Consider the following 12,211-nt stretch of genomic DNA (forward strand, 5'->3'; position numbering starts at 1 on the left):
CTCTGAAAATTCATCAAAAACACGAACATTAAATTTACTTATGATATTTATTGTTTGATATATCACAACTATAGAAAAAATCTGCAACACAAAAAATCCTGCCGTTTTATTAAGCAGGATTATGACGTTTTCTAACATAAACTATTTTATTAATTTTTCTACAGCTCCACAGTCCTTCTTTCAATTTTAAAACCTATTGCTTCTTCTATTTCTTCCAGGGTTTTCATATCCTTTGGAGCAGCAAAAAGACATGTGTATCCTTCTTCTCCTGCTCTGCCCGTCCTGCCTATTCGGTGTATGTAACTTTCAGTATTTTCAGGCATGTCATAATTATATATGTGACTTACACCTCCGATATCAAGGCCCCTGGCCGCAACATCAGAAGCAATAAGATATTGTATGTCTCCTTTTCTAAAGGATTTCATTATTCTTTCACGCTTGTTTTGGACTACATCGCTGTGAATTTTCTCGCAGTTGTATCCCCTCGTGTGCATGTCTTCTTCCAGCTTGTCAACCCTTACTTTCGTCCTGCAGAATATTATTGCCATAAACGGTCTGTCCTCATCAAGCACTTTGCACAAAGCATCTTGTTTTTGCCTGTCTGTGGTTTCCACCACATTTTGTTTTATATTTTCTAAAGTTACACTTTCTTTTTTTACAGAAACCGTTACCGGATCTTTCATGTACTTATAGGCAAGTTTTTTCACCTGAGAATCTATTGTTGCCGAAAAGCACAATGTCTGTCTTGATTTAGAAGTTTCAGCCACTATGTCTTCAACCTCATTTTTAAATCCCATGAGGAGCATTTGATCAGCTTCATCAATTACCAGTGTTTTTAATTTTTTTAGGTCCACCGTCTGCCTTGACAAGTGATCCAGAAGTCTGCCGGGAGTTGCAATCACCATGTGGACAGCACCCTTCAGTTTTCTTATTTGAGCATCAATGTCCTTGCCCCCGTATGCAGCAAGTATATTTATTTCCTTTGCCTTTTTAAGTTTCATTGCCTCATCTGTTATTTGTATGGCAAGTTCTCTTGTGGGAGTTATAATTAGACACTGAATAAAATCAGATTCAGCTGATATATTTTCAAAAATTGGAAGCAAAAATGCAAGAGTTTTTCCCGTTCCTGTCTGTGCCTCTCCGATTACATCCTTACCGTTTTTTATGAAATTAATGCACTCTTCCTGTATTGGTGTTGGATTAGTGATTCCTGCAGATTTCAAAACATCTAAAATGTTTTCGCTTATTCCTAGTTCTTTAAAATCCATTATTTTACCTTTCAATATATTATTTGTAATATTATACCACGTCACATGGTTTTTTACTAATATATTTAAAAAACAAACTGACCTTTAAAAGGTCAGTTGTCTTTGGATAGTGCATATTATTAATTGTTTTTTTCTTTTTTATTGTTTGATGAATTGTTTGTTTTATTTGATGGAGCTGCTTTAGATTCGTCTTCATTTTCTTCCGCTTCAGCTTCTTCTGTTTCTTCATCTTCAACATCTTCTATATCATCATTTTTATTATTTTTAATATTGTTCACTTTATTTTTTTCATTGCCTTTGTTGTTTTTTACTTTTGTTTCTTCAGTTTCGTCTTCTATTTTATCTTCATCAGCAGTATTTGCTTCTTCTGCATCTTCTTCATCTGCTTTTTCAACTGCTTTTGAAGTTTCTTTTAATTGTTTTCTGTTTTCTTTTATTGCCTTGTTGATTTCCTTAACTGACTTGTCAAGCCATTCTTCCATGTCTATTTCTTCTGCGCCTTCTACACCTTCAGTACTTTTAACCAATTTTTGCACAAGGTTCAGTTTTCCTGGAGTTACCCCAAGAGATCTCGCTTCTTCAACTCTTTCCTTTCCCACTGCTTCAACTTCAACTTCTGCAGTTTCACCTATTTCTTCAACATATTCCTTTGTTTCTTCTTCAAGCTTTTCAACTAATTCTTCAGCCTTTTCATCATTTTTACCTGAAATTGTTATTACTATACCTGCATCTTCATCGTCAGTGATGTATCCGCCTTCTCTCAATTTATCTATAGTGACTTTTACAGCTTTTGATATGTTAACATTTTTAACATCCAGTTCAGTAGTTATCACTTCTCCGTCATCATTTACTGCTTTAACTGATAGAACTCTTCCAAAAGTATTCACAGTGTATTCAATTGAAGGATTAACATCAAGACTCACATAAGTTGCCGGTAAAGCATATGCAAAGCTCCCTGCTGCAGTTACAGCTAACACAGCTGCTATACTTCCTGCTTTTTTAATAAAATTCATTTTGTTTTCTTTCATTCTGACCACCTGTCCTGTCTCATAATTTTTATTTTTTATTCTCACAACTGCACCATTGTCAGACAGGACAGCCGCTTGATTATTATTGATTTCTATTACAATACCTTTCACTTCATTTCCTCCCTGACAAATTTCAAATATTCCTGAAGTACGGGATAATCTCCGGACATTATCTCCGCCCCTGCTATTATGTATTTTCTGTGCCTCTCCAATAATTTTCTGGGTAGCTTTAAATTATTTTCTATGGTTTTTAATGGAAGAAGCTTCAACCTTCTCATTTCGTTCAGCAAAATTGAGTTCTGCATTATATAAACAATTGCTTTTGCACAAACCAATTTTGTTTTTTTTGCCTTAGGAGAAACATCAGCCAAATCAAAAAAAGAAAATCCGTATTCTTTGAGTATTCCGGACACAGCTTCAATTTCAAGTTTTGCTTCATTTTCTTCTTTAACTGCAACCTTTTCCATTACTTCCTGCATCAGCATAATTTCTTCCTCTTCCCCATCACTTTCAAAAACATAGGGGTTTACAGAAACTTCGCAGAAATGCCTGGACTGCTTCTTTATATAGTCATATAATCTCCTTTTGATTACAATTTCTGAAAACGATAAAAAAGATCCTTTTTCATATGAGTAAGCATTGACTGCTTCATTAAAAGCCGAAAGAGAAACAGACCACTGATCATCGCTTTTTGTTATGTACTTGCCGGTTGCCTTGTATGCTGTCTTTAAAATAAAGAATTCATATTCCTTAAGAAATTCTTCTAAGTGTTTTTTATTTTCTTTAACTTCCATTGCTTTCTTGTCGATTTCTCTCATAATATACCTCTAGATACTATTCGACAAATACAATCATAAAACTAAGGCAAACCATGATTTAAATTTTGGAAAGATATGTATATTCCTTAAACATGTTGAATTATTTTATATCTTTGATATACTTATTGCATTACATATAGAAAGGATTGAGAACTTGAGTAATTTTATTGAAATCAATGCAGAAGAATTGAACATAAGTCCTTTTAAACTCATAGGACATGACTGGATGCTCTTGACTGCCGAAAAAGAAGGCAAAGCAAACACAATGACAGCATCCTGGGGAGGACTTGGAGTAATGTGGGGTAAAAATGTTTCTTACACTGTTATTAGACCTCAGCGTTACACAAAGGAATTCATTGAAAACTCTGATACTTTTTCCATTTCCTTTTTTGAAGCAGCATATAAAAAACAGCTGTCATATCTGGGAGCCGTATCAGGTAAATCAGAAGATAAAATACAGAAATCAGGGCTCACATTAATGCATATAGACAACACTCCTACATTTGAAGAAGCAAGTATTGTCATTGTCTGCAGGAAGCTTTATGCTCAGGATTTTAAGCCTGAATTCTTTATTGAAAAAGCCAATGATGAAAAGTGGTATCCAAACAAAGACTATCACAAGCTCTACATTTCAGAAGTGGTAAAAATATTAAAAAAACACGACAAAATCCCACAATAATTTGTGGGATTTTGTTTTATGCAAATGTCGAAATTTGTCAAAATAATGAATTTCTGCTCTAAACTTTCTAAAAAATAGTTCGATAATAAAAGTAATAAATATCACATCAAGGGGAGCAAAAATGAAAAGAAAACTATTAGTCAAAAGATCAAACAGATCAAGCAGGTCAAAAAACCTAAGCGCTAGAATTCTTAGAATACTCGGAATCTGCGTTGCCACAGCAGTTATTGTAACGGCTACTGCTTCCTTACTTCCGATGAATTCGCTCATAACAAGACTTTCTACACAACAGGCTGTCACTTCTGCGGATTTTATGAAGGAAGAGCTGGAAAATCTGGGCAATACACTAAAAATTTCAGCAAAGACAGTTTCAATGGATCAGACGATCATTGAATCATTGAATTCAAGCAGCCAAGAAGACATTCTCAATGAAATCAAATATCTGGGAGAAGCACTTGATATTGATAACATTGTAGTGACTGACGCAACAGGCACAATTTTGTCAAGCACAAGTGAAGACGATAAGATCGGCAGCAACATTTCAGGCAGAAATACAATAAAGATGGCATTATCAGGTGATATATCAAGCAACATAGGAAAAGATGAAAATTCCGTGTATGCTGTAAATGCTTCAAGCCCCATATTCAACAACGGCGCAATCATAGGTGCCGTCTATACATCATACAACCTTGACAACACTGAATTTGTAGATCACTTAAAAGAAATGACCGGTGATGAATTCACCATCTTTTCCGGAGACACAAGAATCAATACTACAATTGTTGTAGACGGTAAAAGAGCTGTGGGAACAACTCTAGACCCCAAAATAGCAAATATAGTCATCAACGAAAAGCAGGAATATACAGGAAGGGCAAAACTCTTCGGCAAAAATTTCATCACTGCATACTACCCAATAATGTCCGGTGACGGAAAGACTGTTACAGGAGTGTTGTATTCAGGAATGGATCATACAGAAATTGAAAAGACATTCTACAATAACATAATTATAATTTTCATAATAGCCATAATTTCAATAATACTTGACATATCCATAATAGCGGCAGTTCTTAAAAGAGGACTGAAAACTCCAATAGAAAAGGTTGTTAAGGCAGCTAGTGCAATTGAAACCGGACAAGTAGACAATGAAGTTTTATCCATGATAAACGAAATCACCAGCAACGATGAAATAGGTATGCTTGCCCGCTCCATGGAAGGTGCAGTCAATTCTGTTCAATTGATGTCTAGCGATATAAGCATGTTCCACAATGCGCTCATAAGCCGAGACCTTACTATGTCTGTTGATAAAACAAAACACAGTGGAATTTACAGAGAAATCATGAATATTGTCGAGAATCTGTTTTCAGAACTTGGCAACATCTTAAAAGAAATAAAAGTTATGGCTGACAGCATAGAAAGCGGCTCATCACATGTATCATCTGCCTCTCAGTCCCTTGCACAGGGTTCCACAGAACAAGCAAGTGCAACTGAGGAATTATCTTCAACAATTGAAAACATAGCAGTTCAAATCAACGAAAACGCAGCAAGCGCTGAAGCTGCAAATTCTCTTTCTATAGAAGCCGGACGTGAAGTTAACTCAAGCAGCGATCATATGAATGAAATGGTCAAAGCAATGGATAACATAAATTTAATTTCAAAGGAAATTGGAAAAATCATTAAAACAATTGACGACATAGCATTCCAGACAAACATCCTGGCTCTGAATGCTGCTGTTGAGGCAGCAAGGGCTGGAGTACACGGAAAGGGCTTTGCAGTAGTTGCAGATGAGGTCAGGAACTTAGCAAACAAAAGCGCAGAGGCAGCAAAAAGTACAGCTATATTGATAGAAAACTCCATGACAGCTGTGGACAATGGCAGTAAAATAGCCGCTGAAACAGAAAATGCTCTCCATAATGTTGTAACAAAGACAAATGAAATGAGCAGCATAATTAACGAAATAGCTGAAGCAGCACAGAAACAAAGAGAGGCAATTTATCAGATTAATATAGGAATAGATCAAATATCAAGTGTTGTTAATGCAAACTCTGCTTCATCGGAAGAAACAGCAGCTGCTTCTGAAGAACTTTCAGCACAGGCACAGTCCCTTCATGAAATGGTGAACCAGTACAAAATGTAGCAAAAAAGCTGCTGCAGAAATACTGCAGCAGCTTTTTTATTGTCATTTAAAACTTTTCAAAGTGGACCTTTGACATGTTAAGATTATTTTCATTATAATGTGTTTTTTCTTCATCTTTATATCCCAGTGCCACTATACTCAGCACTCCGTATTTTTCCGGTATGTTCAAAACATTTCTCACTTCAGCCTCAGATTCACCAAAATCACTTTGTCTCTTTCTCATTTGAATCCACACTGAGCCAAGTCCCTGTGCCTCAGCTTCAAGCTGAATCAATATAGAGGCTATGGACGCATCTTCCACCCAGACGTCGCTTAAATTGCTGTCTGCAATTACAGCTATGGCACATACTGCAGTATCAAGTCCATTTGCACCTTTTGCCTTGCATTTTCTGAGCCTCATCATAGTATCCCTGTCTTCAACTACTACAAATTCAACAGGCTTCTTATCCTTTGATGAAGGAGCCAAAAGTCCTGCCTTTATTATTTTCTCTATTGTATCCCTGGGAATTTTTTCTTCCTTGAACTTTCTTACAGTCCTTCTTCTTTTCAGCAAATCAAGCATAATTTTCTCCTCGTAAATTTCATCTATAATAACGCCAATTAATCATTTGAACATAAATATTATATCAAATTATTAAACTTAGAACAACTCACATGATTTTTATTTCTGCAGAGAATGTACCTAGCACTGAATTTACAGGTATAAGTTTTTTATGTCTATAAAAATATCTGCATAATTAATATCTTTAAATCCAATCAATATTTTTAGATTAAATACGTCTTGTCCTACAAATTTTCTTGCTAACACATTTGAAGTGTGGTATAAATAATACATTAAACTTTAATGCGTTAAAAAAATAAATTTAATATGTATTCATAATGCGTACACAGTTGCATTAAATTGCTACAATATCGGTACACAATATGATTAAATATACTTTTTTATTTTAACGTCATAACTGAAAGGACAATCATATGAAAACAACAAAACTACTAGCATTTTTATTGACTATGACCACAATTGTCACAGTCGCAGTCGGATGTACTGCAGACAAAACAACTAAGGAAGCAGCGGCAGAACCTAAGAACCGCCTTGAAGCAATAATCGAACGCGGTTACATTGAAGTTGCAACCGAGCCATATTTTGCTCCTTATGAGTTTATCGATCCAAGCAAGAAAGGCAACGAGCAATATGTTGGAAGTGACATTAAACTTGCCCAGTACATTGCAGACGAACTTGGAGTTGAACTTCACATCGTTCCACTTGAATTTTCTGCAGTTTTAAGCAGTATAACAGAAAAAAAATACGACCTTGCAATTTCAGCTTTGTCATACACTCCCGCAAGAGCACAGGCTATGAACATGTCAAAGGGATATTATTTTGCTGAAGGCGGTGACGGACATGGCCTTCTCATAAGGGCTGAAGATGCCCAGAACATTAAAAGTGCTGAAGACGTAGCAGACAAAGTTATCGTTGCACAAAGCGGTTCCCTGCAGGAGCTTTATGTAAATGAACAAATACCGAAATACAAGGAATTCAAACGTGTTTCATCCACAACTGACGGTTTTTTAATGGTACAGGAAAAAAAGGCAGATGTATGCGCCACAAGCATACCAACTGCTCAGCTATATATAGAAGCAAATAAGGACAGCGGACTCATGGTTGTTGACAGTTTTGAATTTTATGTTGATGAAAAAACATCAGGAACAAGAATCGGTATTCCTTTAGGCGAAGAGGAACTTACTGATAAAATCAACGAAATAATAGATGAAGTGGTAAATGACGGCACATTTGAACAATGGCACACAGAATACACTAAGTATTCAAAGGAACTTGGTCTGTAATCATTTGGAGCTTTTGATTTTTTCAGCTTCTCTAAGATCCAGCGCAATGACAATAAGGAGATAAAAATGTTTCAAACTATCATAGATTTATGGATTAAATATGACTACGTGTATATGAACGGTTTGTTGGGAACTTTGATTTTAGCGGCAATCACCGTCCTGGTTGCCACAATAATCGGAACAGTGGTTGCAATTATGAAGCTGTCGAAAATAAAAATTTTGGATTGGATTACCTCTTTGTACATTGGAATACTTCGCGGTACTCCAATCCTGCTTCAGCTTTATTTTTTCTGGCTGCTTCTGCCTAAAATAGTCCCTTTTGAACTTTCGGATACAGCATGCATCATAATAGCACTCATAGTAAATGCAAGCTCATATGTTGCAGAAGTAATACGTGCAGGAATTCAGGCAGTGGACAAAGGCCAGACAGAAGCAGCTAAGAGCCTGGGTCTTTCCAACTACAACACAATGAGAAAAATAATTCTTCCTCAGGCAATAAAAAACATTCTTCCTGCCCTGGGCAACGAATATATTACAATGGTTAAGCAAACTTCACTGGCATCGGTGTTTTTTGTGCAGGAACTTATGACAGCATACAAGACTGTACAATCTGCCACATTCCTTGCAATACCTTCACTGATTATTGTAGGAGCCATATACCTTGTTGTGACAACTGTATTGACAAAAGCTCTCACCATGTTTGAAAGGAGGCTCAAAGTAAATGAGCAATAGGGAACTTATACGCGTTGAAGATTTGTGCAAATCATTTGGAAAACTTCAGGTTCTTAAAAACATCACAGAAAGCATTCATGAAGGAGAGGTTGTGTCCATAATAGGCCCTTCAGGAAGCGGCAAAAGCACATTTTTGCGCTGTCTGAACCTCCTTGAAAAACCAACAGGAGGTAAAGTTTTTTTTGAAGGCGTAGACCTTGCCGGCAAAAAAGTCAACGTAGACAAGCACAGACAAAAAATAGGAATGGTTTTTCAGCTGTTCAATGTTTTTCCACACCTTACGGTGCTTGAAAACATAACTCTGACTCCCATACTTGAAAAAAAAGTTCCTGCTGCTGAGGCAGAAAAACAAGCCTGCGAGCTTTTGGACCGTGTAGATCTTCTTGATAAAAAGAATGAATACCCTACAAAGCTGTCTGGCGGACAAAAACAAAGGCTTGCCATAGTCAGGGCTCTTGCCATGGAGCCTGACGTTGTACTGTTTGACGAACCCACAAGCGCCCTGGACCCCGAAATGGTTAAGGAAGTTCTTGATGTAATTAAGGATCTGGCGGTATCAGGAATGACAATTGTGATTGTTACTCATGAAATGGCTTTTGCCAGAGAAGTGAGCGACCGTGTCTTGTTCATGGCAGATGGTATCATACAGGAACAAGGAACACCGGATTTTATATTCGACCATGCAAAAAATCCAAGAACAATTGAGTTTTTAAGCAAGGTTCTTTAAGAGGAGGATGAAGTGACTGATTTAGAATTTATTGAAAAAATAATTGATGAAAAAAAGCAACTGATTATTGATGTAAGCCATAAAATATGGAATTATGCAGAGCTTCCCTATGCTGAAACAAAATCAGCTTCACTTTTATGTGATGTGCTCAAGCAGGAAGGTTTTAAGATAACTTTGGAAGTTGCTGAAATTCCAACTGCCTTTACTGCTGTATTTGGAACAGGCACACCTGTTTTCGGATTTCTCGGAGAATATGACGCTCTTGACATTTTAAGCCAGGAGGCAGGAAATCCTCATAAATGTCCAATAAATGAAGGTGCTCCGGGACACGGCTGCGGACACAATCTCCTTGGAGCAGGTTCCCTTGGTGCTGCTCTTGCAGCAAAGGAATACTTAAAGGAAAATAATCTTAATGGAACAGTTATTTATTATGGCTGTGCTGCAGAGGAAGGGGCAGGGGCAAAACAGTTCATGGCCAGGGCAGGACTTTTTAACGGCGTTGATTTTATTTACACATGGCATCCGGCAACAACAAACGAAGTTCAGTCCGACCGTTCTGTTGCAATAATGGGAGCTAATTTTGAATTCAAAGGGCTCACTTCTCATGCAGGCGGCTCGCCCCATTTAGGAAGAAGCGCCCTTGATGCTGCAGAACTCATGAGCGTTGGTGTCAACTACTTAAGAGAGCACATCATAGACCAGGCACGAGTTCATTATGCTTATGCAGATGCTGGTGGAACAGCCCCAAATGTTGTTCAGGACCACGCTCTTGTGAAATATGAAGTTCGTTCACCTAAGGTAAAGCAGGTTAAAGAATTGTTTGAACGCGTTGTGGATGTTGCTAAAGGTGCAGCTATGATGACAGGAACAACAATGAACTATGAGGTAACAATGGCATTTTCTGATTACATAACAAACAGTGCTCTTGCAAAAGTTGCAGATGAATGTCTTCAGGAAATTGGTGCTCCAATGTGGGATGATGAAGATTATGCTCTTGCAAAACTATACCTTTCATCATACAGCCAGAACACACTTAATAATATCAAGGAAGAAATAGCTGAAATATATGGTGACGACAAAGTTGAAGAAATTCTGGCAAAGCCACTTGACAGCATCATTCATCCATATGATGAGAAAAACAAAAAATACAGCACCGGCTCCACAGATGTGGGAGATGTGTGCTATGCTGTACCAACTCTTAACTTTCTCATTGCAACTGCATGCGTTGGAAATGTTGGGCACACATGGCAAATGACAGGTCAGTCAAACAGCAGCATATCAGACAAAGGTCTCATAACTGCTGCCAAGGCAATGGCATTAGCAGCCATAAGAACCATGAACATGCCTGATGTTATAGAAGAAGCAAAAAATATAGTGCTGAAGCAAAATGGAGGCGCTTACATCTGTCCTCTTCCTGACTACGTTAAACCACCTATTGGAAGATACTAAAATAAATGCCGCAAATGCGGCATTTATTTAATCAGACAACTCCTTAAGATCTTCAAGTACTTTCTCCACATGATTATTTACTTTTACTTTGGAATAAATTTTTCTTACTATTCCTTGTTTATCAATTATGAAAGTTGTTCTCTCAACACCCATGGTCTTTTTACCATACATGTTTTTTTCCTTCCACACATCAAAGGCCTTAATGACTTCTAAATCAACATCACTGGCAAGATCAAATTTCAAATTGTATTTTTCTGTAAACTTCTTATGACTGTCAAGACTGTCCTTGCTTACCCCCACAACAACTGCTTCAAGTTTTTCAAAGTCATTCAGGTGTTCGTTGAAATCAACGGCTTCATTTGTTCAGCCCGATGTCATGTCCTTGGAGTAAAAATAAAAAACTACATTTTTACCTCTAAGATCAGATAATTTAATTGTTCTTCCGTTTAACTCCAAAAAAACATCAGGAGCAGCATCTCCTATATTTATCATAATAGCCTCCTTTTTTTATGATATTATAACATATTCGTGAATATTTTGAGAAAAATAATTACATACTTTAAAACAAACAAATAATATTTGGAATAACTGCTATTATATGTTATAGTTAATGAACTATGAAAACAATTTTGATGAACGGAGAATATCATTGAGAAAAATTATTATATCAACAGAAAGCGGGTCCGATCTACCATTGGATCTAATTAAGCGTCACAATATTCAGGTTGTTCCAATGCATGTTATAATGGACGAGCAAAATTATCCAGATGGTTCAATACCTGTTACAATGGTTTACGATTATTACCAACAGACAAAAAAAATACCCTCCACATCGTCAACAAACCCAAATGAATATGAAAGTTTCTTCCGCAAAATTAATGAAGATAACCCGGGCTGTGCAATAATTCACATTGCATATTCCTCAAAAGCTTCAAGCACATATCAAAATGCTTCCATAGCAATCAAGGAATTTGACAACATTTACTTGGTAGACTCCATGAATGTGTCGGGCGGTGAAGCTGCAATTATTGTAAAATCAGCTGAGCTGGCAGAAAAAAGCAACTGCACGGAACCAGAAAAACTAGTTGAAGAAATACGAACATTTGTCTCACGAGCACGTGCCTCCTTTATTCCGGGAAATCTGGAGTACTTAAAGGCAGGTGGACGTGTATCAAACGCTGCATATCTGGGAGCATCTCTGCTACAGCTTAAGCCCCTCATTGAAATTATAGAAGGAAAATTAGTATCTACAAAAAAATTCCGCGGTAAAATGAGACGTATAGCAGAAAATTACATAAACGAATTTATAAACCATTACAATTTAGAAAAAGACAGAATCTTTCTTTTGTATTCTCTTGGCCTTGATGAAGAAATAAAAGTGCAAATGGAACAGATTGTGAAAGAAAATAATTTCAATAAAGTTCAATGGATACAGACCGGGTGTGTAATTTCCACACACAGCGGACCAGGAGCAATTGGAATAGCAGGTTTTGAAATACAGTAACACATAATTGTCAACATGAGTATCATT

General features: G+C 36.8%; 12 protein-coding genes. 7 read left to right on the forward strand and 5 right to left on the reverse strand.

The window, feature by feature from the left end; all coding sequences use genetic code 11:
• Positions 1-158: 158 nt before the first annotated feature.
• The 3 genes from LY60_RS08970 to LY60_RS08980 form a co-directional block, all read right to left on the reverse strand.
• Complete coding sequence (locus LY60_RS08970; protein WP_145082943.1) at positions 159-1,268, reverse strand: DEAD/DEAH box helicase; 1,110 nt, start codon at positions 1,266-1,268, stop codon at positions 159-161.
• 119 nt (positions 1,269-1,387) lie between these two features.
• On the reverse strand, positions 1,388-2,407 hold the full coding sequence (locus tag LY60_RS08975) for an anti-sigma-I factor RsgI family protein (protein ID WP_145082585.1): 1,020 nt from the start codon (positions 2,405-2,407) through the stop codon (positions 1,388-1,390).
• Positions 2,404-3,114, reverse strand: coding sequence for an RNA polymerase subunit sigma (locus LY60_RS08980; protein WP_145082587.1), 711 nt, complete (start codon positions 3,112-3,114; stop codon positions 2,404-2,406). Before LY60_RS08980 ends, LY60_RS08975 begins: the two co-directional genes overlap by 4 nt.
• A 154-nt stretch (positions 3,115-3,268) precedes the next feature.
• Between LY60_RS08980 and LY60_RS08985 the strand changes: the two genes are divergently transcribed.
• Both LY60_RS08985 and LY60_RS08990 read left to right on the forward strand, forming a co-directional pair.
• A complete protein-coding gene (locus LY60_RS08985; protein WP_246145406.1) occupies positions 3,269-3,793 on the forward strand; it encodes a flavin reductase in 525 nt (174 codons plus the stop codon).
• 121 nt (positions 3,794-3,914) lie between these two features.
• Positions 3,915-5,927, forward strand: coding sequence for a methyl-accepting chemotaxis protein (locus LY60_RS08990; protein ID WP_145082589.1), 2,013 nt, complete (start codon positions 3,915-3,917; stop codon positions 5,925-5,927).
• Between the two features lie 46 nt (positions 5,928-5,973).
• On the opposite strand, the gene LY60_RS08995 is transcribed toward LY60_RS08990, so the two are convergent.
• A complete protein-coding gene (locus LY60_RS08995; RefSeq protein ID WP_145082591.1) occupies positions 5,974-6,489 on the reverse strand; it encodes a nitroreductase family protein in 516 nt (171 codons plus the stop codon).
• 413 nt (positions 6,490-6,902) lie between these two features.
• Between LY60_RS08995 and LY60_RS09000 the strand changes: the two genes are divergently transcribed.
• The 4 genes from LY60_RS09000 to LY60_RS09015 all read left to right on the forward strand — a co-directional run bounded on the left by LY60_RS09000 (position 6,903) and on the right by LY60_RS09015 (position 10,680).
• Positions 6,903-7,772 carry a substrate-binding periplasmic protein gene (locus LY60_RS09000; RefSeq protein WP_145082592.1) on the forward strand — a complete coding sequence of 290 codons (870 nt, stop codon included), beginning with the start codon at positions 6,903-6,905 and terminating at the stop codon, positions 7,770-7,772.
• Positions 7,773-7,838: 66 nt separating this feature from the next.
• A complete protein-coding gene (locus LY60_RS09005; protein ID WP_019229395.1) occupies positions 7,839-8,504 on the forward strand; it encodes an amino acid ABC transporter permease in 666 nt (221 codons plus the stop codon).
• A complete protein-coding gene (locus LY60_RS09010) occupies positions 8,494-9,231 on the forward strand; it encodes an amino acid ABC transporter ATP-binding protein (RefSeq protein ID WP_145082594.1) in 738 nt (245 codons plus the stop codon). Before LY60_RS09005 ends, LY60_RS09010 begins: the two co-directional genes overlap by 11 nt.
• 12 nt (positions 9,232-9,243) lie before the next feature.
• A complete protein-coding gene (locus LY60_RS09015) occupies positions 9,244-10,680 on the forward strand; it encodes an amidohydrolase (protein WP_145082596.1) in 1,437 nt (478 codons plus the stop codon).
• A gap of 27 nt (positions 10,681-10,707) precedes the next feature.
• Here the strand turns inward: LY60_RS09015 and LY60_RS09020 are convergent, their stop codons facing one another.
• Positions 10,708-11,172 carry a peroxiredoxin gene (locus tag LY60_RS09020; protein ID WP_145082598.1) on the reverse strand — a complete coding sequence of 155 codons (465 nt, stop codon included), beginning with the start codon at positions 11,170-11,172 and terminating at the stop codon, positions 10,708-10,710.
• 157 nt (positions 11,173-11,329) lie between these two features.
• Between LY60_RS09020 and LY60_RS09025 the strand changes: the two genes are divergently transcribed.
• The gene (locus LY60_RS09025; protein WP_145082600.1) at positions 11,330-12,184 is read left to right on the forward strand and encodes a DegV family protein; all 855 of its coding nucleotides are present in this window, start codon (positions 11,330-11,332) and stop codon (positions 12,182-12,184) included.
• Positions 12,185-12,211 lie beyond the last annotated feature (27 nt).

Origin of the sequence: Sedimentibacter saalensis, assembly GCF_007830175.1 — a bacterium.
In the GTDB taxonomy this organism is placed as follows: domain Bacteria; phylum Bacillota; class Clostridia; order Tissierellales; family Sedimentibacteraceae; genus Sedimentibacter; species Sedimentibacter saalensis.